The sequence below is a fragment of the Savagea serpentis genome (assembly GCF_015351395.1).
GTDB classification, from domain to species: domain Bacteria; phylum Bacillota; class Bacilli; order Bacillales_A; family Planococcaceae; genus Savagea; species Savagea serpentis.
The window spans coordinates 220,729-246,610 of the sequence record NZ_JADKPV010000002.1; the positions used below are offsets into that span (position 1 = coordinate 220,729).

The window sequence follows — 25,882 nt, forward strand, 5'->3', positions numbered from 1 at the left end:
GAGGGAACGATATGAAAACAATCATCGGTTTAATATATGGAGGAAAATCTGCAGAGCATGAGGTGTCATTATCGACAGCTTATGAAGTGATGCAAGCGATTGACTATGCAAAATTTGACGTGTTACCGATTTATATTACGATTCAAGGAGAATGGTGCCAAGGAGAAAAGCGCACAGCTCCTTTTCGGGATAAAGAGTCGCTCCGTTTTAATAGCGAAGGAAAAGCGGATTCGATTCAACAAATTATCGCAAATGGCGTAGCGTTTGATCTTGCATTCCCTGTCCTTCATGGGACGAATGGAGAAGATGGGACGGTACAAGGATTGTTTGAAGTATTGAACATTCCATATGTCGGTAATGGCGTTCTCGCTTCATCGGCTGGAATGGATAAAGTATCGATGAAACAATTGTTTGAAATTGCAGGATTAGCTCAAGTTCCATACGTCCATTTCGTTCGTCCTGATTGGGAAAAAAACCGTACAGAAGTGATTGAACAAGCAGAGAAAGTACTGCCATATCCGATGTTTGTAAAACCAGCTAACTTAGGGTCTAGTGTAGGAATTAGTAAAGCAGATGACCGTGCACAATTAGAAGAAGCTATTGAACTTGCGCTTCGCTTCGATCGTAAAATTGTCATCGAACAAGGGGTAACTGCTCGTGAAATCGAAATGGGTGTGCTCGGAAATGACTATCCTGAATTTTCGGTACCTGGAGAAATTAAGCCGATCGCTGCATTTTATGACTATGAAGCAAAGTATCAAGACGATTCGACAGAGCTCGTCATTCCAGCGCAAATTACAGAAGAAGTAAAAGCGAAAATGACAGAAATGGCTCGCGGAGCTTACCGTGTGCTCGATTGTGCCGGACTCGTGCGCGCTGACTTTTTCGTCACAGCAAATGACGAAGTGTACATTAACGAAGTGAATACGATGCCAGGTTTTACGAAAACATCGATGTTCCCATTACTATGGCAAAATACAGGGATGACGTACCCTGAAATTATCGAGCGCTTGATTGAACTAGCAATCGAGCGTCATGATGCAAAACAAAAAATTCAATATACGATGGATTGAGTGATAATAGATGAAACGTACAACGACACAATTACAACAATGGTTACAAGCAGATTCACAATATTTGCATGATGAACAAATAGCGAAGCGTGTCGTAATTGACTCACGCATCGTCCAAGAAGGCGATTTATTCATCCCATTTCGCGGTGAGCATTCGAATGGGCATCAATACGTCCGTCAAGCGATTGAAGACGGAGCGGTTGCGTCTTTATGGTTGAAGGATGAACCGAATCCGCCAACTGACTTACCTTTAATTTTTGTGGAAGACAGCGAACTTGCCTTACAGCAGTTAGCGCGTGCTTACCGAGAAGAAATTAATCCTGTCGTCATCGGTGTGACGGGGTCGAATGGGAAGACGTCGACGAAAGACCTTATTACTGCCACGCTTCAACCATACTTTAAAGTGCAAAAAACAGAAGGCAATTTCAACAACGAGCTAGGTTTACCTTTAACGATTTTAAACTTGGATGAAGATGTAGAAGTGGCTGTACTCGAAATGGGGATGAGCGGTTTCGGTGAGATTTCGTTTTTATCGAAAATGGCAAAGCCACGATTTACGGTCATTACGAATATCGGAGAAGCACATATGGAAGCGCTCGGTTCACGCGAAGGGATCGCGCGAGCAAAATTTGAAATTATTGATGGTTTACAAGATGGGGTCCTCTTCTATGATGGGGATGAACCTTTGTTGCAACCGCTCGTAGACCAGACGGATGTTCGTGCGGAGTCATTCGGTTATCGAGAGCGCAACCGCCATCATCTCGTCGCTGTGGAACAGCTTGAAGGTGGTACTGCTTTTCGCGTAGAAGGAACGATTCATGGGGATTTTGAAATGAATATTTACGGGGAATATCAAGCGAAAAATGCGCTCCCTGCTTTAGCGATTGGGCATGCCTTAGGTTTATCTATCGAGCAAATGCAAAGCGCATTAAAAACAGCAAAATTAACAGCGATGCGCATGGAACCCGTTTATTTAGAGACGGGGGCACTCGTGCTTAACGATGCGTATAATGCGGCTCCAACATCAATGAAAGCGGCATTGAATTTTTTTGCGAATTATCATCATCGTGAAAAGAAATGGCTCATTCTCGGAGATATGTTAGAGCTTGGAGAAGAGGAACTCACCTATCATGCGGATTTACAAGAAGCGGTGAAAATGGTGAAGCCAGAGCGAGTGTATTTAGTCGGAGAACGCATGAAAGCTTTAGCAGAAGCGTTACTTAAAATGTGTGATGCCGAAATCGTGCATACACTAGAAAAGGATTCTTTGAAGGGGCTATTTTCAGAGAGTACACGAGAACATGTCATTTTATTAAAAGGGTCACGTGGCATGGCGCTGGAGACATTACTTCCATGAAAAAAGAAGTAGGCGTTCTTTTTTTGCACGGTTTTACCGGAGGGCCGATTGAAACGCGGCCCCTCTATAATTATTTAAGTGCACGCACGAATTGGGTGCTACATTCTCCTACATTAACAGGGCATGGTATTCCGCTTCAATTGTCTCATCCTTATGCGAATGCATCGACTTGGATTTTCGAAGTGAATCAAGCATACGATGCTTTAGCAAAGCAAGTGGATAAAGTGATTGTCATCGGATTTTCGATGGGGGGCTTGCTAGCGCTTCAACTCGCCGCTCAGCGGAAAGTAGATGTGCTCATTCTCCTCAGTCCCGCGGCGAAATACGGAGAATGGCGTTATCTACTAGGGGATATTTGGACAAAACTCGGTGCGGATTTATTGAAGCGTCCTTTACCAAGTCAAACATTTTATCACCTGTATGATTACAAATTACGCAACACACCCATTCGGGCGGCACTTCATTTTCTAGACGTGTTACGATACGGAAAGCATTGTGCTAAATTTGTACATACCCCTGTCTGCTTCGTACATGGAAAAAGAGATGGTATCGTCCCTTTTTCATCGAGTTTATATTTGTATCGCCGTGTGCGCAGTAAACATAAGCAGTTAATTATTTCTGATCGAGGGAAGCATCACATTTGTTATAGTGCGGACGCGGAAGGATGGTTTGAAGCGTTATTACGATTTATGAAACACCATCTTCTCTAGGTATTCGTTGTTTAGAGAGCGTTATTTGTTAACAGATAATTATGATTAATTCACAATGATTGCATACTGCGAATTCCCGTGGTACACTGACAACTAGGATTGGATACATTTACACGAGAGACTCTTCAGCCTATTTGATGAAGAGTACTTTTTTTTGAATAAAACGAGATGTTTATCGTCTCGCTCGGTAAAACCCGAGCTTTTCTAACAGCCTCTGCAATGCTTGGAAGCAACATAACTCCCCACGTCAGAGAACTACAAATCGGAATTAAAATGTGAACGAATTTAAGGAACTGATGATTTCGTTCACTCACTCATTCACCATCCCGATTCGAAGCATTTTAGAATTCTAAAATGAGTAAAAGGCTCGAATTTTGCCGCGTTTTCATTTGAAATGTAACCAATGATCAAATGAAAGAAACAAAAGGAGATTGAGAAGTTTGACGAAATTTTCAGAACTGAATATTAGCGAATCAACACAAGACTCATTAAAAAGAATGGGTTTTGAAGAAGCGACACCAATTCAAGAAGGTACAGTAAAGTACGGTCTTGCAGGTGAAGATGTCATTGGACAAGCACAAACAGGAACAGGAAAAACAGCAGCGTTTGGTATCCCGATTATTGAGAAAGTGGACACTTCAAACAAAGCAGTTCAAGCATTAATCATCGCGCCAACGCGTGAACTTGCGATTCAAGTTTCGGAAGAGATTTATCGTATCGGTCACGGAAAACGCGCTCGCGTCCTTTCTGTATTTGGCGGTCAAGACATTGGTCGTCAAATTCGCGCATTACGCAACAATCCACAAATTGTTGTTGGAACACCAGGAAGAATTTTAGACCATATTAAACGTAAAACATTGAAATTAGACGGAGTGGAGACATTAGTTCTTGACGAAGCGGATGAAATGTTAAACATGGGCTTCATCGAAGACATTAATGCGATTTTATCAAATGTTCCAGATACGCGTCAGACATTGTTGTTCTCGGCGACGATGCCCGGACCAATTCGCAAAATTGCAGAAACATTCATGAAAGACCCACAAATGGTTAAAATTAAATCAAAAGAGATGACAGTTGAAAACATTGAACAATTTTTCGTAAAAGCGCAAGAGCGTGAAAAATTTGAAGTGTTATCTCGTTTATTAAACGTGCACCAACCAGAGCTCGCAATCGTATTTGGACGTACGAAACGCCGTGTTGACGAATTAGCAGAAGCATTGAGCTTACGCGGATATCTTGCAGAAGGTATTCACGGTGACTTAACACAATCAAAACGTATGTCTGTCTTACGTCAATTTAAAGAAAATAAAATCGACGTTCTCGTTGCAACAGACGTTGCAGCACGTGGACTTGATATTTCAGGCGTTACACATGTATATAACTTTGACATTCCACAAGATCCAGAAAGCTACGTACACCGTATCGGACGTACAGGCCGTGCTGGTAAAAGTGGGGTCGCTGTAACATTTGTAACACCACGTGAAATGGGTTATTTACGTGTCGTAGAAGAAACGACGAAAAAACGTATGACACCACTTCGTCCACCTACTGAAAACGAAGCATTACTCGGTCAGCAAAAATTAGCAGTAGAGCAACTCGTTGAAATCGTTGCGAAAAACGAATTAAACGACTACCGTGAAATGGCTGAAAAATTAATGGAAACACACGAAGCAGTCGACTTAATCGCTGCTGCATTGAAAAACTTGACGCGTGAGCCGAATGAGACACCTGTTAAAATTACAGAAGAACGTCCATTACCATCACGTGGAGGCAGCCGTGGAGGCGATCGCAACCGTGGAGGTGGCGGACGCCGTCGCAGCAATAACTTCCGCGGTGGAGACCGTAACCGTCGTTCAGGCGGCGGTGGCGGATCACGTCGTCGCGAAGGTAGTCGCGGTAACCGTTCAACAAAACAACAATAAATAAAATCGATACACCATCGTTCATGAAAATGGATGATGGTGTATTTTTTGTAAATAATGAATATCGAAGGGACTCTAATATGGCGACTTAGTCGTTAAATGTTTGGAATATGTTTAGAGCGACTACTTTATAATAATGAGTATAAATAGAATGAAGGTGGAACGAAATGAGAGCATTGATTATTGAACGAGATTTTTTAAGAAGATCGGTAAATGTTGAAATCGTAAAGTATTTCAAATTGTTTAAACATGTGTACTTTGGTGAAACGTTATCGGGCTCCCATTATATGCTGAATCAAATTGATGTGCTTTTTATTTCTGTAGAAAACGACCAACACTTTCAACAAACATTAGAAGAATTAAAAGAACAAACTCATATAAAAGTAATCCCTCTAGTTGAAAAAACAGAAGCAGATATCGTGAAAGATACTGAAGCATACATAGAAAAACCAGTGACATTATCTAAAACAGAAAGGGCATTACGCAAAATTTTATCTGAATCTGAACAAACTGAACAATTGAAAGTTCATGCAGAATTACGTATAAAAATGTTCTCTGACATAATGATTGATACGATGGAACCGGTGGACGTTAAATGGAGAACACGTAAAGTAAAAGAGTTATTTGCGTATTTAATTCACTTTAAAGATACGAAGTATTTAGAGACTAGCTATATATTAGAAGCACTTTGGCCGGGGTTACCTGAAAAGAATGCGAAAAATTTATTGCATACGTCAATTTATCATCTCCGAAAATTGTTAAAGTTATTCAATTATAATTATTCCATCCGATATAAGCATGGTAAATATGAATTACGCATTCCGTTTAAAACAGATGTAGACATCGTACAACAATGTTTGAAAGAACAACCGTCTCCCCAAAATATAAAACAAGTGATGAACTATTATAAGGGGCGATATTTGGAGCGAGAAGATTACATATGGGCGGAAGAATTCCGTCAAAACATACATGAACAAGTCATTCAGTATATCCAACTCGGTCTTAAAAATGAAAAAATGTTCAGAGATGAAATAGTATCAACGGAGGCAAAGCACTTCATTGAAAAGTATATGAATAATAGCGAAAAACATTAAATGTCTTTTAATTTGAAAGGAAGAGCAAGAATGAAAAAATATAAAGCATCTTTATTATCTGCCTTACTAGCGGGCCAAATTTTATTTCCGACTGTAGCGAGCGCTAACCAAACGACCGAATTAACAAATCAAGCGCGCAAAGTGATTGAATCGAACATCGTTGAAGAAGATTCATCAACGGAAATATATTTTAAATCCCGTTGGACATATGAACAACAATTATTAAAAGCGCAAACAGATGGACATGTGGAATATGAAATGGCATTCCGCCACGATCCGATTGATGGTCAAGAGCCAGTTGATTTAGAACAAGCGACATTTTATACGGAATTAGCCGAGGATGTAGAGTTTGTATCTGCTACATTCGGAGGTGTTTATGATGAAGAGCAGCACCGCGTCATTTGGCAAAACCCGGGAGGTATTCCAACGACTCATGCCAACTTCAATCCAGAGACACCGAGACGCGTGAACTTAATTGTGCGTTATCCAGAGTCGACAGAACAAGCAAGCATTACTTCATATGCGACATATACAGCTAAAGAAGGAGAGCAACAACGCACACGTCCAACGACGTTAAATCACTCATTTGAAAATCCTGTTGAAGAGGTTCCTTCTGGGATTTTTTTTAACGGAGAACGAGCGGACGGAGGTGAAAACACGATTGCGACAGGAGAGGCATTTACATACGATGTCCATTATTCATTGAATCTTCCTGAAGCAGAGACCGATGCAAAATTAATCGTATCGTTACCAGAAAATATTCAATTTGATAAGCACGTTCAGTTAACAGGAGATTTCCGTACATATCGTTATGATGAAAAATCGCATGCTTTTATTTTTTATTTTCATGCCAATGTGAATGAGGTAAAAGGAACATTAAAAATTAATAATTTATCTTTTTTAAAAGAAGTGACGGAGAATGGGGAAGAAGCGACGATTCAATTTTTTTATGAATCAAAAGAGCGAGGGAAACAATCAATGGCTACGTCAACAGTCATCGCTCAAGCAGAAGCGAATTGGGAGGTAGAAGTTGTACGTTTCAAACCCCAATCAACACCCCGACATGAAACGAAAGCGATTTATCGCGTGCAATTAAAAGACCAAAAACGAGAAGAAGTCGGTCGGCTACAAACAGACGATTTACTATGGTCGTTTGTCGTTCCTGAAGGAGCGAAGATTGTGAAAGTGCGAGACGCAGAAAATCAAGAGTGGACATTACTCGAACAAAAAGATACGCAAACATTAGAACGTCACGTATCACCAGAACGTGATTACCAATTTGATATTTACGTAGAATACAATGACCCTTCATTATCTGAAGCGAATATCGAAACGATGTTAACTTACACACCTAAAGGAGAAGAGGAAGTTCAAAAGCATGCCAATTTAACACATTCTTTTACAGAAGAGATTGTAGGACTCCCGGAAAGTATTACATTCCATAAACAAAACGACGAGCAAAACACCCATCGTTTTAAAGGTCAACAGTTAACGATGAACTCTTATTGGAATAATGGTTCGAATATGATATTAGATCGAATGGAATGGGTCGAAGAAGTACCAGAAGCCTTTCAAGTGGAATCGATTCAATTACCTAAAATAGAAGGCGCGACATTTGAACAACTTTATGTTCAATTGAATAACGAGCAAAATTGGCGTCCTTGGGCAATGGATTCCAATCCTGCCTCTCTAGACAAAAAAGATAAAATCACTAAAGTGAAAGCAGTTTGGAAAGAAGTGCTCCCTGTATTTGAAATGCGCGAACCTTTGCAGATGACGTATACGGTACAAGGAAGTCAACCGCAACGAATTCAAAATGAGTCTTCACTTGTCGCTTATTTACATGAAGAAGCATGGGCTTATACAGCTTCAGAAACGGTTGAGCTTGTACATCCTCATCCGATCATTGAAATGGAATTAGCGAGTAGTCAACCTGTCGTCACGACGGATGGGTATTATCAATATTTCATTGAAGTAAAAAATGATGCGGAAAGCGGAAAAACTTTTGAAAACCCTCATTTAGCAGTTACACTCCCTGCTGAAGTAGAGCCAGTAGAATGGTCTTGGAAAATCGACGGAAAAGACCGCATCATTCAACCGCATTATGAGGTTCAAGGGCTTCCTGAAGAGCGAACGAAACGATTATCTTGGCATTGGGATGAAAATGCACCTCTTTATTTAGAAGTAGGGGAATCATTCGTCATCACATTTAAAGTGAAAACACAAGAAGAGTTACTTGGCGGTGTTGCACATATGCAAGCGGAACTTCAATCGTCTCGACACTCACTCTTACAAAACCGAGAGACGAAAGAATTGCGTCCTCATGTCACAACCCTACACACGATGAAATATATGGCGGATACGTCTTTAAAATGGGACGAAAAAATTCGCGTAGTCGGTGAAGACCAGTGGCAAGAGCTCGGCGAACATACGACATTCCAACCGAAACAGTTCGTGGAATATCAAGTGACGTTGCAAAATAATGGTGTAACCCCAATTGATCAACTTCGATGGATTGATGGGTTCTATCAAAATACGTATGCTGTAATTTTAGAAGCATTTCACGTTTCTAATGAAGAATATTTAAATGCTAATTTGCGCCGTTACCCAACTTACAATTTTGCCGAGTATAATTGGAGACCGTATGAAGTATCTCGAGGAGCTGCTGTCCGTTGGAAATATGATGTTGACCAACCATTGCGACCTGGGGAAAAGAAGACGATGACTTATCGTTTTCAAGTACCTGCGTATTCAGGCGTTGTGATGCGCGATCGCTTTATAGAAGCAGCATTTGAAGGTTTGGAATTTCCGCCGAATCATCATAAACAAGCGATATTTCGAGTAGTCCCTATAGAGCAAGAATAGCATAAAAGCAAAAGCACATGAAAAGTTGACCTTTCGTGTGCTTTTTGCTTTGGAATGAACCGCTTGAAATTTTAAGCAGCTATCATAGAGTTGGAATTATAAAATATTGTTATTTATTTTGCATTAAATAATGAGAATACAAATCGGAAATCGTTCGCGGTAAAGGGATTCCTAATTCATCTTTCCAGCGATTTTGCACTTTACTATAATAACGAGATAAATTATGGAATTGATTACTCTCCCCGAGAAACTGTATCGTTTCCACAATCCAATCTTCTTGTAAAATATCTAAATTTTCCACATGGATTAAAACCATTTCGAGAGTAGAAGGAGAGACGAGACGAGCCTGCATAACTCTCAATAAATAGTGCGTCCAAAGCGTCCTCATTTTTTCACGCTTCGTCTGAGCCCATTCAAAAGCTTGAACTGCAAAATAGTCTCCCCGGTACAAATCGAGCGCGCGAAGAATAGAAGCTTCATCGGTGTGATTATTTTCTACGATAGTTTGCCATTCTTCAAAATCCGTATAGACGTCAAGATTTAAGTGATACACTTTATTTTGTAAAAGAATCGGATTTTCGAAATGTAATTGATGTAAAGTCTTTCTAAGCTGATAAAAAGTAGAATGCATTAACGCAGCAGCCTTCTCTTCAGGCAAATCTCCCCATAGCGCGAATAAGATAGCGTCCCGCGTAGGAGGCTCTTCTTTTGTATGCCATAAAAAATAAAATAATTCTTCCACTTTTTTCGTGCGGACTTTAATAGGTTGTAAAGTAGAATCAAGAAATTGCGCATGCCCGAATACTTTTAAATGAACGCCTTCTAATTGTTTTTCTGGAGTATCCATCGGCGGATTCACAATCGGCAAGGTGTCATTATTTTTAGGAATGAGTCTCGATATCGTTTTAGTAAGACGAGCCGCGGTGACGGGCTTTAGCAAATAGTCAATCGCATTTAATTCGAAAGCTTGAATCGCATATTCGGAATAAGCGGTGACAAATACGACTTGCACATTAGGATAAAGCATATAAATTTGTTCAGCGAGATCTAAACCTGAATATGTACCTAAATTAATATCTAGAAATACAATGTGAGGTTGACACTCCTTTATTAAATGTAAAACTTCAGAGCCTTTCGTCGTTTCTCCTACGACTTGAATAGTAGGAATATCTTTTAAACGATTGTTTAATAATTTTAATGCAAGAGGTTCATCGTCGACTAATACAGCACGTTGAATCATAAAAAACCCACCTTTTTACAATTTTTAGATACATTTTAATCTGAATATAAAAATTTTTGGATAAACATTCGAAAATAAAAACTAAAGTACTATAAATAAAAAACGCTATAAAAAATCATAAGTCCTAAAGTTGCTAGTAAAGATGAAAATCATTGAGTATAATGGAGTCAAAGAAAGACATAGAGAAATAGGTAAGACGAGGAGGACCAAATGATGAACGTACTAAGTAAAGTAAAAATTTTATTATTCTTCATAATTTTAACAATTCCCGTTCAGCACGTAATGGGAGCTTCAAGTTTCAAAGATGTCCCTCAAAATCAGTCCATATACGAGGACATTCGATGGGGGACTGATCGAAACTTATTACAAGGCTACCCAGATGGTACTTTTCGTCCTTACATGAATATGACAGAAACACAATTCGCGGCAGTGTTAGCACGTTATGCATACGGTTTACCGAGTGATGCAAGGTCAGAACAAGTATATGCGTATTTAAAGCAATTTACAAATCACGAATTGCCTGGTATGAAAGATTCAACAAAACGTTATCAACAAGTGAACCGAATGATTGTAGCGAGAAACCTCTATTTATTAGCGAATCCTAACGAAAAAACATTACCGCGTGATGAAGTCGTCATCGATTGGATGTATGAAGCGGATTTAACAAAAGGAAAAGGAATCTCGACAAATCCTTACGTAAACTTCGGGCAACACGATAGTTTGAAACGTGCTAACGTACTAGCATTTTTCAAAAGATTTGATGAAAATAAACTGAACCAAAGCAAAAAATATGAACGAATCGCTGGACTTGAAATAGGGGCTCGATCACAAGGAGTCCAACCCGTGTTCGGTTCTCCAGTGCGAAAAGTAGAAAATGAACAAAAACTCCAATGGAATGTTCATCACAACCAGTATAAAAACTTATTCGCATGGAGCGAAAAAGACGGAAAAATCGTTTCCTTATTCACTAGTTCTCCTTTATACCGTTCTTCGCACGGTGTGCAGTACGGGATGCCACGTAGAGAAGTAGAAGCAAAAATAGGGAAGCCCTTCACATATATCGATCAAAAAAGAGCGACATATGATTACGACGATGTATACATCACGTATTTCTATGATATGTTTGCTAACGAAAAAGTAATCGGCATTTTAATCCATGATAAACAATTACCGAATTACTTTAGCGATACATATGCGGTCAGTTCCCCGTCCTTACAAGCGGGTTATGAATGGCTCATGTTTGACTTAGTGAACAGTACGAGAGTAGAAAACGGACTTGCACCGTTAAAATGGGACAATGCCATGTATAAAATTGCGTTAAACCACAGTCGTGACATGCAAGCCCGTAACTACTTTAGCCACGTATCGCCATCAGGAGAGTCCTTCGCCATGCGCTTAGAACGAAATGGCGCTCGCGTGAGAGTCGGACTAGAAAACATTTCATCCGGATATGTCGGGCCAATCTTTTCACACTTCGGTTTAATGAACTCAGCCGGACATCGTAAAAACATCCTCTCCCCACATGTGAATGTAATTGGGGTAGGAGTGGCATTCGATCAACAACATAAACCGAAATACACACAAAACTATGCAGCTTACTAAGAACTTCCTCAAGGAAGTTCTTTTTTTGTTCAGTTTTTCAGAATTTGTTTATAAAATGTTTACCCCACTTTCCTTAATATGTATAAGTAGAGAAACACGTACACCTTGTACAAGTTTCTGAAAATTACCAAAAAATACAAACATAGATTAGGAAAGGGAGGAATGAAATGAATAAACATTTGAACATATTCATTTTGACAGTCTTTGCGATAGGTCAACTCATTTTAGGGCCAATTGGTATGATGACCGCTTACGCGGAATCGGAACTACCTGATGTAGAGACAGATGCGCAAGTAAGCGCAGACGAATCCGTTGAGTCACCTCAACAAGTTGAACCAACGGATCAAGACCATCCTGCCGTCACAGAAGAGCCAGCAGCTCCGGTTGAACCAGCGCCAGAAACTGGTACGCAACAGCCAGAACAAGAAGCAGAGCCTGCTGACAAAGACGCAGATGAAACGACTGGAACAGACCCACCGGGACAACCGAAAGGGGAAGCAACATCAGAAACTCCGAAAGCAGATGGTGAACCGGAGGACGAAGCAACAGAGGAAGGTGAAGACCGTGACGCTGAAGAAGAAGAGGATGGAGCCAAGTCGCCAGAAGGAAATAAAACAGGCTTCCACCTTGTACTCGACAAAGCGACACAAGGACCGAAAGATGAACCATTTAGTGAAGCGAATCCATTAAATCCGATGAACGAATTTTTCGTTCATTACAAATGGTCACTCGATGACGGTCATGGATATAAAGCAGGAGATACGGTTTCATTCCAACTTCCGAAGCAGTTGAACATTTTAGCCGCGGCAGACGGTGAGTTAGCAGATGATTTTGGAACGTTATTTGCGAACTATCACGTAGCGACAAATGGTACGGTGACGTTTACATTTACAGAAGCTGTCACACAACTATCTGACATTAAAGGCGACTTCTTCATGAAATCGAAGTTGAAACCGAGCGAGACAGAAATTAACGATGGAAAAGTGACGATCGAACCGATGGAAGAAGGCGGACATATTGACATTCCTGTGAATACAGGCAATATGGCAGCGAATATTTCAAAAGCCGGAACACCACTTCCAGCATTCAGCCCGAAAGAGATTGAATGGACGATTACTGTCGATTCAAAAATGTTGAAACATAAAGATGGTAAAGTAACAGATTTTTTACCACCAGGTTTAACATTTAAGCCAGGTACAGTGAAAATCAATGGACAGGAAAGTGTTGATCCAACTATAGATGGAAAGAACCTTAGCTTTAATCTAGGTGATTTTTCAGGTACGAAAACGATTACTTTCATGACGACAATTGATCAAGAGAATTGGTCAGATAAAACTTTTTATAATAAAGCAACTTATGAAGCAGAAAAAGTAGATCCTATTGAAGCGGGTGCGAGTGTAACGATTAACCGTGGAAACCCATTAGTGAAAAAACCTGGTTCATATGATAGCAAGACACGAACAATTACATGGACAATTGAAATGAACTATGACTCACAAGATTTAGTAAATACTAAATTAGTAGATACGTGGGATGCAGGTTCAATGGACTTCGTTGAAGGCAGTGTCGTAGTTAGTGAAATGAAACTAGATGAAGGAGGAAACGCATCATTAGTAGGTGTTTCCGACATTCCTAAAACAGTTACTTCTTCAGCGAATGGGATTACGATAGATTTCCCTAAGGTCGACAAACCTTATAAAATTACGTACCAAACAAAATTAAAAGAACGTCCAACAGAAAACAGCAAAATAAAAAATAATGTTAGTTGGAATGGTCATACGAGCGGAAATGAAGTTTCCGTCACGCAAGGTGTTTTAACTAAGCATGTGGGCGCACCAAACTATAAAGATAAAACAGTAAAATGGTGGTTTAAAGCGAACAGTGACCGCCAAGAACTAAAAAACATTGTATTAAGCGATAAATTTGCAACACCGGGCTTAACAATGAAAGAAAACTCACTTGTTGTAAAAGTAGGTAACAAAGTGATCGCAGCAGATAATTATACGGTGCAGTACAATGTGCAGGGTCAAGCATTCGTGTTGACGTTTAATCCTGAATTTAAAACGAATCAAGAGATCATCGTAGAGTTCGAAACACATTTTGATTACGCAGCTTTAAAAGCCGAAAATCAAACAGAGTTTAAAAACACAGGTAAAATTACGAGCACGGATTATGAAGGTAACAAGCATAAAGATCGTGAAGCATATCAAGTTTTACCAATGGATGACTTTACGAAGCATGACGGAAACAAATCGGGTTCTTACGATGCACGTGATAAAACGATTACTTGGACAATTGGTGTAAACTATCAACAAAACGCACATGAAGAATTGATCGTTAAAGACTTCATTCAAGGCAACCAAAAATTACTCCCAGATACAATCAAAGTGAGTGAAGGGGTATTAGGTGGAGGAAACAACTCTATTTCGGCAGGTGACGAAATTGCGGATGCGAATGTTACGAAACCAGAAGTGGACGGAAAGCCAGGCTTTAGCGTCAACCTCGGGAAAACAGATAAAGCGTATGTCATTACGTACAAAACGAGTTTAAAAGATCTTGACTACATCGAGAAAAACTACAAGAACACAGCAAATGTTTTCGATGGCACGACGAAATTGACAGATTTACCAGCAGATGTTGGCATTACACAAGGTGGTCAATACGGTGGCAAGGCAGGTACGCAAAACGGAAAGGCAATCGATTGGACAGTAACAGTTAACGCTTCACAAGCGACAGTTCAAGACGTTGTACTTACCGATACATTGTCAGCGAACCAAGAGTTTTTACAAGATACGATTAAAGTATATGCGACGACAGTCGATAACTTCGGGAATGTAACGAAAGGTGCCGCGTACGACAATGTGACGATTGACGTGACAGAAGAAGCAAATGAGACAGAAGAAGTACGACAAACATTAACTGTGAAGTTTAATGAGGCAATCGATCGCCCGTACATTGTTGAATATTCAACACTTTACTTTGCAGGTCACAATGAAATCGTTTCGAACGACTACAAAGTGACAGGAAGCAACATCGGCGACAAAGGACAACAAGGCGGTACTGAATCAGTAACGATCGACCAATCAACAGGTGGGTCAGGTTCAGGTAAAGTCGGTTATTTACAAGTGAACAAGATCGCATCAGATGACGAGAACAAAGTGTTTGAAGGCATCGAATTCCAATTAATCGATGAAAAAACAGGAAAAGTGTTAAAAACAGGCGTTACAGACAAAGATGGAAACATCGATTTCGGTCGCCTCATGTTTGGCAACTACTTGTTGAAAGAAACGAAAGCGCCAGAAGGGTATATTACACCGACTGAAGCGTACAAAGTAACGATTAACAAAGAATATATCAAAGGCGATACTGAAAAAGTCGGTAACGTAGAAACAATTGTCAATAACAAAGAAATTAAACAAATTGAAATCGGTAAATACGAACCAAGTGGCTCATGGTTAGCTGGTGCGGAATTTATGATTAAAAACGACAAAGGTGAAGTCGTCGAAGAAAACTTAGTGACGGATGAAAATGGTAAAGTAACGTCAAAAGAATTACCAGTTGGTACGTACACGTTAGTTGAGACGAAAGCACCTGTTGGTTATCAAAAATTGAAAGCACCGATTGAATTTACAATTGAAGCGGGTAAAGCTGAACCTGTTGTAAAAGACGTTCCGAATATTCCATTTGGAGCGGTATCTTTACACAAAGTAGGAAAAGATTTATCTTCTGATTCAACAGAGTTAGTTTCTCTTCCAGGTGTAAAATTTAATCTCCTAAAAGAAGAAAATGGGGATTTTGTTAAGGTTAATGAAGAAGCATTAGTTACCGATCAAAATGGTTTAATTGTTGTGAAAGATTTAGAAGACGGTAATTATCGTTTCGCTGAAATCGCAACAATCGAAGGGTACAAAATGCTTTCTGAGAAAGAGCAAGCTAAGCTAACGTTCACGATTAAAAATGGAGAGTTAGCGAAAACTGTAACGGAACAAGTTGTCGCGCTATTTAAAGAGTCTTCAGACTTTACGTTCACTGTTGAAAATGAAGTTGATGACGAGACAACAAAATTAGTGAAGCATGATGCAAAAGATGAAACGAAATTGTTAAAAGGTGCACAGTTTAAAGTGTACAAAAAAGATGATGCAGAAGCGAAGCCAGGTGAAGAAGTGAAAAAGGGGCAAGTATATACGACAGATGATAACGGTGAGATTATCATTAAAGACTTACCTTATGGTCATTACTATTATGTCGAAACGAAAGCTCCATCAGGATATCGTATTGATCGTACACCTGTCCCGTTTGAAGTGAAGAAAGATGCTTATGTCATCACGAAAATTGGGAATAAAAAGCGCTCTGGTGGCGGTGGCGGCGGTGGAACTCCTCCTCCAGTCGATCCAACCGATCCAGATCCAACCGATCCAACGGACCCAGAAAATCCAGATCCGACAGATCCAACGGACCCAGAAAACCCAGATCCGACCGATCCAACCGATCCGGAAAATCCAGATCCAACGGACCCGACAGATCCAACGACTCCGACCGATCCGGAAAACCCAGATCCAACGGACCCAACAGATCCAACAACTCCGACCGATCCGGATGAAAATGAGAATCCAGAAGATGTGACGAATAATCCAAATGACCCGAACTCTCCAAAAGATCCGAATGAAGGAGAACATGGAGACGGTGTTACGAACAATGGTGGAAAACATCCGAATAAACCGAATACAGATGGTGCAGGCAAATTACCTCAAACAGGCGAAGAGTTATACGTCGTTATGATGTTTGGTGGAATGGCACTCGTCTTAATCGGATCCGTTCTTGTGTTCCGTCGTCGCGTTTCATAAATTTTTGATAAACAACCACTTCTTTAAGGAGTGGTTGTTTATTTTTTGTTTAGCAATTGTTTTCTTCTTTTTCTTTATAATATATTTCAAGAAGCCAATATTCATAGTATGATAGAGAAGAATTGGATATATTCCCAGAAAATACTTCAATTTGAATAGGAGGGGACATGGTGAAACGCACTTTGTTTTACGGTCAATTATTTATCATATTTTTTATTTTTTCTCTTTTTTTATATCGCTCATTTTCACCTATTCCTGAAGTAGTGCAAGATGGACATTATCACAATTCCGCTGACAGCCCTGTTCTATTACAAGGAGAGTGGAATTTTTATCCTTCTTTATTCATACATCCGGATCACAATCCTTCTTTTCCTGAACAAGCCGAGCGAGTTACAGTTCCGCATTTATGGGATGCTGAAGTAGTCGATGGACTCTCCTATGGAACCTATTCTTTAACGGTCGATGGATTGGCAGAGTCGCTCTATGCGATTCGTATGAACGATGTACGCTATGCGAGTCGCGTGTATGCGAACGGTAAGTTGATTGGACAAGCGGGGCAAGTCACATTGGAGGCGAGCGAGTTTGAAGCGAGCAGTCGAAAATACTTAGGGATGATAGAGCCCGATGAGAAAGGGCAAGTCGAGTTTATCATTCATGTGGTGAACCGTGATTATTTTACGGGCGGACTCGTTCAAGCTCCTCTGTTTGGAGAAGTTTCACAAGTGATTGATTCTGTGATGCTTTCGAAAGGAATAGATGGCGCTTATGTCGTGTCTATTTTTGTACTTTCTTTAATTTATTTATACTTATACATACTAGACCGTAAAAAAACGCATCTGTATTTTTCGGCATTTTTAGCCGTACTAAGTTTCTATCGTTCTTTAAGGGATGAGCGTGTCATTGAGTTTGTTTTAGGAGAAGTATCGATTGCGCCATTAACGTTGATGCAAATGTTCAGTTTTCTCCTATTAAATTATATTTTGTATTATTGTTTTATTATTCTGTACCCTTATGTGATACCGAAGAAGTTGTTTCACTTTACGAAGTGGATAACCATTATTTTCACCTTTATGCTTGCAGTGAATCTCTGGCTCACATTGTATAAAGGAGCGGAAGTAACGATTTGGAGCTCTATTAGATTGCTTTTATATTATGGTTTACTCCATGTGCAAATGTTATACATGATTTATCATCATTTGAAGCGTTTTAATCGAGATAGTTTATATTTAGTATTAGGATTATTTTCGTTTTATATGTATATTTTCGTTTTATTTTTAAATTTTGCATATGAATGGTCCATTGTACTTTATGCGAATTTATTTTTGCTTTTAGTCGTTTTTTATTTCAGTGCGATGATTTTTTCTTATTATCGCCAAAAAGACGAGCGCGGTCACCGTTTAACCGAACAGATAGCGACAGAAGTGCAATTGAAAGAGTATGCGTTACGCCACACCGCTTCTCAATTATTACAAAAATCAACGAGCTTAGAACGTGTCTTGAATCAAATTGAGCTGGAAGAGTACGGATTTTTGACGAAAGAACAGCAACAAGTTTTAATTTATATGCAACAACTTCATTATGAAATGAAAGATTTATTGCAACATTTAGAAGATACGACAAAGAAAAAGAGCGTAAAGCATGAAAGAAAGAGTGTCGCGTTAACGCATGCGGATATCGAGCGTCAATTAGCAGAGATCGAATTTGCTCATCAAGATCAACTGAAGGGTATGACGATTCATTTAACGATTCATTCGTCATCTGCCGAACTCCTTCAAATGGATCGGCTTCAATTTGAACAAATTTTGTATCCATTAATTGAAAATGCAATCCTCCACTCGAGAGGTACATCAATTGAAGTCACCATTAAAACGGATGACCAATGGTTTAAAATGAGCGTTGCAGATGATGGCACAGGTATCGAAGATAAGCATCTTCCTCATATTTTTACTTCTTTCTATCGCGGAAGAGAAGAACGAGAAGAAGCATTAGGATTAGGATTATCTATTGTAAAACAAAGCGTCGAACAAAATAATGGTACAATTGAAGTATTTTCGAATAAAAAGACGGGCACAGAATTTATTGTCTTTTTACCACGCAATTTAGAAAAAGTTTCGCATACGCCGGTAGTGCCTGTAGGAGAGCATGATTCTTCTTTAACTTATCAACGTGCTGGATCAAGTATGAAAATTTTAGTCTTTCAAGAAGATGTAGAGCAATTGCATAAAACAATGAGCGATCTAGAACCTCTTGAACATACGGTGATTGGTGTACGAAATATAGAAGCAGCTTGTGAGCAATTAAGCCAGCAAGAATTTCACTTATTAATTGTGGATGTTACGACGATTCAACACCAAGACAGTATCTTTATTAAGCGTGTTCGTGAAAACTATGACATGAGTGAATTGCCGATTATCGTGATGGCGCGGATGGCGAATTCATTGCAGTCCTTACTATCTGAAATGCAAGTAAATGAATGCATTCAACAACCGTATAATGCCAATATTTTGCGTTCAAAAGTAGAACTCTTTTTAAATATGCAACAATTAGCGCAATTAGCAACGAGGAAAGAACTGGAATACTACGTAGCTCAAATTAGTCCCCATTTTTTATACAATACATTCAATACGTTAATTAGTTTAAGTGAAGATGCACCTGAGGTAGTAGAAGAAGCACTTCTTCACTTGACCGTTTATTTTAGAGCGAAATTATCTTCTTTCCAATCGAAAGAACTCGTTCCTTTAGAAAATGAATTGGAATTAATCGAAGCTTATTTATCCATTGAACAATTGCGGTTTGGGGATCGGCTCCATGTTGATTACAGCGATGAAGTCGATACGCGTCTTTATGTGCCGACCATGTCTCTTCAAACATTAGTCGAGTACCGAATTAATGAAGGAGTTTTACGAAGAGAAGAAGGCGGGTATTTACGGATTGAAGTTTCGGAAAATGAAGATGATGTCATCGTTTTAATGGAAGACAATGGAGTGCCGATTCCGGAATCTTCTTTTGAACAAATGAATGCTCTTCATCAATCTAAAGTACGCGAATCTTGGTTAGTCGCGCGAGAACAGTTGAAACGATTATCGAATGCGCATATCCACATAGAAAATCATGATGAAGGCGTACGCATATACATCCGATTTTCTAAAGAGCCAATCCAAGTGTAATATGAAACAGGCCTTCCTCGACTGGAGGAAGGCCTGTTTTTCGTTGTAATATATGTTATTCAGACGCTTTTTTGTTCAAAGAATCGATTGGAAGAATGAAGGAAACCGTCGTTCCTTTATTCGGTTCCGATTGAATCGTTAATCCTCGATTATACTTGCGTAACAAGCGTATATGTGTATTTAACATGCCTATTCCTCGTGGAATCGTAGCGTCATATTGCAAAAGCTTCTGCACTTGTTCATCCGTCATGCCGACGCCATCATCTATGATGGAAATTTTCAATCCATCGGGATGAGGAGTAATTTGTATATGGATGGTGCCTCCTTCTTCTTGCTTACCAATTCCATGTCGAATTGCATTTTCAACGAGAGGTTGAATCGTTAGGGGGAGAATTTCAACATGCTTTGGAAAATCTACATCCCATTTTACTTGTAAGCGATCGCCGAATCGTTCTTGTTCAATGATTAAATAAGACTCCACTAATTGAACTTCCTCCTCTAACGAGATTGGAACGAAACCATCTTTAAATTTAAATTTACTGTGTAAAATCGTCATAAAGGCTTGAAGAACGACTTCCATGCGCTCTTCATCAAGCGTGCTCAGCGCTACAATCGTATTCAAGGTGTTAAATAAGAAATGAGGTTGGATTTGAGCTTGTAACCAAGCGGATTCCATTTCAACGCTCGTTTCAATCGATTGTTTCGTCAAAATTAAAGACTGGACGCGTGCTTTAAACTCAAATGAATCGATTGGCTTCGTCACATAGTCATTCGCTCCAACGCGGAATCCTTCTTGAATATCGGCTTGCAAGTCTTTCGCGGTTAATAATAACACTGGAAGCTGCCCCATAGAATAGCGTTCTCGAATGTATCGTGTAACTTCGAATCCGCTCATATTAGCAAGCATTACTTCCGAAATGACTAAGTCCCATTGTCTTTTTTGCAAAGCTTCAATCGCGTCTTTCGCTGTATGGACAATGTGAATATGATACGGCTCATTTTCAAGCAGACGCGACATGAGTCGAATGCTCATTAAATCATCATCGATAATTAAAATATGTGCCTTTGTTTTTTCGATATTAGAAGGTTGTATGTCCTGTTCAATTTGGACAGAGCGACGTTTCAATACATGTGGTGTTCGTTCTGTCTCGGTCATGTCAGCTAAAGCAAAGTCGATCGTAAAGCAAGACCCTTCTTCCAAAGTGGACGATACATCAATTTTTCCACCGTGTAAATGCATAAGCGATTGACTCACATTTAACCCTAAACCGTAGCCGTGCTCGACATGAAGATGATTTTCTCTCAGTTGTTCATAAGGAATGAAAATCTGTTGAATTTCTTCAGGGGTAATTCCAATTCCTGTATCTTGAATGGAAATGAACGCACGTCCTTCATGAACGGTCGCTTTTACTGTAATAGAGCCACACTCGGTAAACTGATACGCATTGTGCATTAAATTGTAAATGATTTGAATGAATCGATTTTTATCCGCCATAATGAGTGGAAAATCATCATCGATTAAGTTATAAAATGCAATATTCGTATGTTTGATTGATGTCGCAATCATTTCTTGAACTGCTGGAATAATGTTTTGAATCGCTAACGGTTCTAATGTCAATTTAGGTTGTAAATAATTGAGCTGTACAATGTCGAGTAGATCATTCAAAATAATATTCATTCGTTCCCCGATTGTTAAAGTCATTTGCAAGTCTCTTTCATTAGCGGGGGACAGTTTGTCTTCCGATTGCAATACGGCGGATGTAATATTTAAAATATTTTGTAATGGCGTACGCAATTGATTGGACGTAGCGGCTAAAAAATCATCTTTCATCGCATCGACTTTTTGGAGCCGTTTCGCTAGGTCTGCTGTAGAATTATATAAACTTGCATAGTATTTAAACCATGTTAACGCGATCCACATCGTAGCGAGTAGTAAATCGAAAGGATAATGAGGCAATGTTACCCCTGTTATAATCGAGTACCCCCACCAAAACAAATGATTAGTGAAACTCAACATAGCGAACGCTAAAAATAAATTGATGGAAGGATTGAAGTAAATCAACTTCACATAAGCGACTAATGTCAATACAATGCTGACCATTAAATAAGCAGAATGCAACACATTATAATTCGTCAATAAAGAGATCGGCGCGATAATAGCAAACAAAATCAGAAGTATGCCAATTCCGTTCCACACTTTCACAAAGGGTTGCATCGCAAGTGTTACTGTGCTCCAAATCGTTGTAATGAGTGCAAGTGCTATGATGATTTGAAGCGAACTGACAATGCGAAAGCTTAAATCATAAGATAGAGGAATCCATAAATGCAACACTTTCGCATCGCTACTCATCAATAATAAAAAGGAGCTGCTTATTAAAATTGTCGCAAAAGATAACAATCTTTTATCAGGCATTCCGAAGAAATATAATAAAATGACGAGCAATGCAAATAACAAGAAAAATGACCCTGTCACAATTTGTAAGCTTGAAGAAAGGGTCGTGTTTTTTTGTACAGCATCAAAAAATCCAAATTCAATATCCCGGACGATTCCTGCTCCTCTCATATCTTTAAAATTAGATACTTGAATGACAATGTCTATGATATTCGGCTCGTTTGGTGGTATATTTGATTTAAAGGATAAAGAATAAGGTAAATTTTTAGCCTCGTATTCCTGTTGTTGATGAGCGACTTTGCCTGTCTCTTTTCGAAGCGCATCGTCAATGTAAATAGCAGAGGCGCTTCGAATGCTTGAAATATGCATTGAATAAATTTCATTGCGAATTTCATCGGGTAAGAGGATACGCAATCTATACGTTCCCACACCGATAGAAGATGGACTGTCAGGATGGAGAGAAGTCGCCCAATTTCCTGGGACTTCAATAGATTGACTCGCTTCATTTGCTTGAATTTCTTCCGGGGTTAAAAGTTCATTCGGATAAAAATCCCACTCTCCGTTTAGAAAAAGTGTGTTTTTTTCATTAAATTCAAAGTCGCGTAAATCGAGCACGCCATTTTCAGCTGTAATGGTAGATAAATGTTGAAAATAAGAATGCCATAATAAGCGTCCTGAGATTAAAATAACAATAACAATGAGAAGCGGGAGTACGAGGTGTTTAAAAGTTTTCAATGCGCAACCGCCTTCCAGAAAATGTTTGGAAAATTATGAATACAACGAGTGTATCGTACATTTTTTTAAAAAGATTATACTGTTCGGTGAAAATATTAGAATATACCTAAAGATATGACATAAGTTATGTGTTTTAAAATGATTTATGTAAAGTGAACAGTGTCATTGAGATCGATCATAAAGAAAAGCAGGTGTAAAAGATGTCAACAGAACAATTGCAAAAAATCAATCGGAAAGGTTTAACGGTATGGCGGATTCATAGCGGTTTATCAACATTATTTTTAGTGATGGGGACGATCGCTTTATTTTTTATTTTGAAAAAGAATGAGTTCAACATAAATTATGTTTGGATCGGCATCGGTTTAGTGGTGTTGCATCTTCTCCTTTTCGTCATCATCTTTCCTTACATTCGATGGAAGCGTTGGGGATATGAAGTGAGAGAAGCAGAAATAGAAATTCAAAGAGGGTTATTCATTGTGAAACGTACACTCATTCCGATGGCGCGCGTCCAGCATGTTGATACGACACAAGGTCCTTTACTACGCATGTACGGTGTAGCAGATTTGACGATTTCAACAGCAGCGACGGTTCATATTATTCCTGCGATTGCATTGAACGAGGCAGATGAGTTAAGAAGACGTATTTCCACATTAGCGAGGATGGCGAAAGACGATGTATAATTCGAATGAACGTTATAAATTGCATTGGGCGACAATCTTTGTATCGAGTCTTCGCTTATTGCGTGAAATGATTTTACCGATCGTCGTGTTGATCGCTTTAAATGCTTTTAAAGACGGGCTTGATGGACGTGGATTTTTAATTATGGCAGGGTTTGGGTTCGCAGGATTTGCGATTTTATTTATCGTATCTGTACTCGCTAATTTTATTCGTTGGAGTCGCTTTACATATTGGTTTGAAGAGGATGAGCTCCGTATTGAAAGTGGCCTCTTCGTTCGCAAAAAGCGCTATATTCCTTTTGAAAGAATTCAAAGCTTGAATTATACAGAGCCTTTAGCGCATCGAATATTCAGCCTTGTGAAAGTGGAAATTGAAACAGCGAGCGGTTCAGGGGAAGCAGAAGCGGCATTGCCTGCCGTATCGAAAGGTGCAGCAGAAGCGATTGAATATTTCATTCAAGAGTCGAAAAAAAGAAGAATCATCGGACCTTTGCCGTTACGCTTAAATGAGGTAGGAGAGCCACTACATCCATTCATTTTAGATGCGGAGATGGAAGCGGAAGAGTTGTCACAAGATCATTTGCGTGAAGTGTATACGATGACGCGTAAAGACCTTGTCATTTTGGCGGTGACCTCGAGCAGTGTCGGTGTTATTTTATCGGGTATTTTGATTTTCACAACACAGTTTATCGATTTGATTCCTTTTGACTTTTTATATACGCAAGTTTTTACGTTCATCCGTTCAGGCTTAACGATGGTTTTGCTCGCTGTTTTTGGAGCGTTATTCGTCACGTGGCTATTATCGATTGCGCTCACTTTCATTTCTTATCATCAGTTTAGAGTCACCCGAGATCATAATAACTTGTTTATGACGCGTGGCTTAATTGAAAAGAAAAAAGTGACGGTTCCGTTAAGCCGTGTGCAAAGCATTGAAATATTAGAAAATCCATTCCGTCAATGGTTTGGCTATTGTACGATTGTGTTGCATAGTGCAGGAGGAGCGGGAGAGAGCTCTAAAATTGCGATTTTTCCATTGGTGAAAAAGAATGCAGCCTACGAACCATTAGCTGAAATTTTTCCAGATCTTCATTTTTCCTCGCCTTTAAAAGCAGTGCCTAGAAGAGGGAAGCATTTCTTTCATCGCATTCAATATTTTTGGGCAGTTCCCGTCATTGCGGCCAGTAGTTATTGGCTTTTCCCTTATGGATTGTTCGCGCTACTCCTTTTTCCGATCATTATTTTACACGGACGTTGGAAATTTAAGACAGCGCGTTACGCGTATGAAGAGCAACAACTGACGACGGTTTATCGACAAATTACGAAAAGAACCGTGTATGTTTTGCGTCCTCGAATTCAATCGCTCACATTGAGACAAAGTTATTTCCATCAAAGACGTCAAGTCGGAACGATTCTTTGTTATATCAAATCAGGAATGACGTATACGGTTGCTAAAATTCCATTTATAGGTGAGAAAGAAGCGAAACAAGTGATGGAATGGTATGAACATAAATAAAAAAAGCTCCTGTCCTCAGTCGAAAGACGAAGACAGGAGTTTTTTTGGGATTGTGATATAATAGTGAAGCGTAAATCATTATTTTTTCCAACTCATAATCCGTTTCGGATGGAAGTAGCTCAGCCCGATAAGGAAGCCGACGATTAGTCCTCCGATATGCGCAGTTTGGTTAATGTTGGACCCTAAAAAAGTAAGCACAACACTGATGCCGACAATCGGTAAAATAATTTGTTTCAGCTGTGGAATATTATCTCTCGTATAATAGACGAGGGCTAAAAAAGCGCCGAAAATACCGAAGATCGCACCACTCGCACCGACGTGAATATAAGAAAGTGGTTCTAAAAAGTAAGTAGCGATGTTGGCAAAGATTCCACTTAGTAGGAAAAGAGTAATGAATCTCATTTTACCGATTAATTTTTCTAAATCAGGACCGAAGATATATAGAGAGAACATATTCATCAATAAATGCATGAAGTCGGCATGGAGAAACATCGGTGTAATTAAGCGCCACCATTCTCCATAAGCGACCATTTCGTTAGAGCCAATCCCCATTAAATACATAAGTGGTCCAATACCAGGAATAAGCTTGAAGAGATGGAGAACAATATTGAGAATGATTAATGTTGTCACTACAGGGTACATACGCATATAATCGTTTAATTTTTCATTTCGAATAAACATCATTTCACCT

At 39.4% G+C, this 25,882-nt stretch carries 14 protein-coding genes; 11 read left to right on the forward strand and 3 right to left on the reverse strand.

Annotation, left to right across the window (positions count from 1 at the left end; genetic code table 11):
* Window positions 1-11: 11 nt before the first annotated feature.
* From IRY55_RS07235 to IRY55_RS07260, 6 genes are all read left to right on the forward strand, one after another.
* A complete protein-coding gene (locus IRY55_RS07235) occupies window positions 12-1,073 on the forward strand; it encodes a D-alanine--D-alanine ligase (RefSeq protein WP_194562629.1) in 1,062 nt (353 codons plus the stop codon).
* A 10-nt stretch (window positions 1,074-1,083) separates the two neighbouring features.
* Window positions 1,084-2,430, forward strand: a complete 1,347-nt coding sequence (locus IRY55_RS07240; protein ID WP_194562630.1) for a UDP-N-acetylmuramoyl-tripeptide--D-alanyl-D-alanine ligase — start codon at window positions 1,084-1,086, stop codon at window positions 2,428-2,430.
* The gene (locus tag IRY55_RS07245) at window positions 2,427-3,140 is read left to right on the forward strand and encodes an alpha/beta hydrolase (RefSeq protein ID WP_194562631.1); all 714 of its coding nucleotides are present in this window, start codon (window positions 2,427-2,429) and stop codon (window positions 3,138-3,140) included. The genes IRY55_RS07240 and IRY55_RS07245 overlap by 4 nt, the downstream gene beginning before the upstream one ends.
* A 440-nt stretch (window positions 3,141-3,580) precedes the next feature.
* Window positions 3,581-5,062 carry a DEAD/DEAH box helicase gene (locus IRY55_RS07250; RefSeq protein ID WP_194562632.1) on the forward strand — a complete coding sequence of 494 codons (1,482 nt, stop codon included), beginning with the start codon at window positions 3,581-3,583 and terminating at the stop codon, window positions 5,060-5,062.
* A gap of 167 nt (window positions 5,063-5,229) precedes the next feature.
* Window positions 5,230-6,156, forward strand: a complete 927-nt coding sequence (locus IRY55_RS07255) for a hypothetical protein (RefSeq protein WP_194562633.1) — start codon at window positions 5,230-5,232, stop codon at window positions 6,154-6,156.
* A 30-nt stretch (window positions 6,157-6,186) separates the two neighbouring features.
* Window positions 6,187-9,021, forward strand: a complete 2,835-nt coding sequence (locus IRY55_RS07260; RefSeq protein ID WP_194562634.1) for a hypothetical protein — start codon at window positions 6,187-6,189, stop codon at window positions 9,019-9,021.
* 109 nt (window positions 9,022-9,130) lie between these two features.
* Here the strand turns inward: IRY55_RS07260 and IRY55_RS07265 are convergent, their stop codons facing one another.
* Entirely contained in the window at window positions 9,131-10,261 is a 1,131-nt protein-coding gene (locus IRY55_RS07265; protein WP_194562635.1) for a response regulator, read from the reverse strand.
* A gap of 213 nt (window positions 10,262-10,474) precedes the next feature.
* Here IRY55_RS07265 and IRY55_RS07270 point away from each other — a divergent pair, with 213 nt between their 5' ends.
* The 3 genes from IRY55_RS07270 (at window position 10,475) to IRY55_RS13590 (ending at window position 19,874) form a co-directional block, all read left to right on the forward strand.
* A complete protein-coding gene (locus IRY55_RS07270; protein WP_194562636.1) occupies window positions 10,475-11,863 on the forward strand; it encodes a CAP domain-containing protein in 1,389 nt (462 codons plus the stop codon).
* Window positions 11,864-12,030: 167 nt separating this feature from the next.
* Window positions 12,031-16,707, forward strand: coding sequence for a SpaA isopeptide-forming pilin-related protein (locus IRY55_RS07275; protein ID WP_194562637.1), 4,677 nt, complete (start codon window positions 12,031-12,033; stop codon window positions 16,705-16,707).
* Between the two features lie 170 nt (window positions 16,708-16,877).
* Entirely contained in the window at window positions 16,878-19,874 is a 2,997-nt protein-coding gene (locus tag IRY55_RS13590; protein ID WP_194562638.1) for an ATP-binding protein, read from the forward strand.
* A gap of 55 nt (window positions 19,875-19,929) precedes the next feature.
* Here the strand turns inward: IRY55_RS13590 and IRY55_RS07285 are convergent, their stop codons facing one another.
* The gene (locus tag IRY55_RS07285) at window positions 19,930-23,001 is read right to left on the reverse strand and encodes an ATP-binding protein (RefSeq protein WP_194562639.1); all 3,072 of its coding nucleotides are present in this window, start codon (window positions 22,999-23,001) and stop codon (window positions 19,930-19,932) included.
* 200 nt (window positions 23,002-23,201) lie between these two features.
* Between IRY55_RS07285 and IRY55_RS07290 the strand changes: the two genes are divergently transcribed.
* Together IRY55_RS07290 and IRY55_RS07295 are read left to right on the forward strand one after the other, a co-directional pair.
* Complete coding sequence (locus tag IRY55_RS07290; protein ID WP_194562640.1) at window positions 23,202-23,681, forward strand: PH domain-containing protein; 480 nt, start codon at window positions 23,202-23,204, stop codon at window positions 23,679-23,681.
* Window positions 23,674-25,191, forward strand: coding sequence for a PH domain-containing protein (locus IRY55_RS07295; protein ID WP_194562641.1), 1,518 nt, complete (start codon window positions 23,674-23,676; stop codon window positions 25,189-25,191). The genes IRY55_RS07290 and IRY55_RS07295 overlap by 8 nt, the downstream gene beginning before the upstream one ends.
* A 78-nt stretch (window positions 25,192-25,269) precedes the next feature.
* Here the strand turns inward: IRY55_RS07295 and IRY55_RS07300 are convergent, their stop codons facing one another.
* On the reverse strand, window positions 25,270-25,872 hold the full coding sequence (locus IRY55_RS07300; protein ID WP_194562642.1) for a rhomboid family intramembrane serine protease: 603 nt from the start codon (window positions 25,870-25,872) through the stop codon (window positions 25,270-25,272).
* Between the last annotated feature and the right edge of the window lie 10 nt (window positions 25,873-25,882).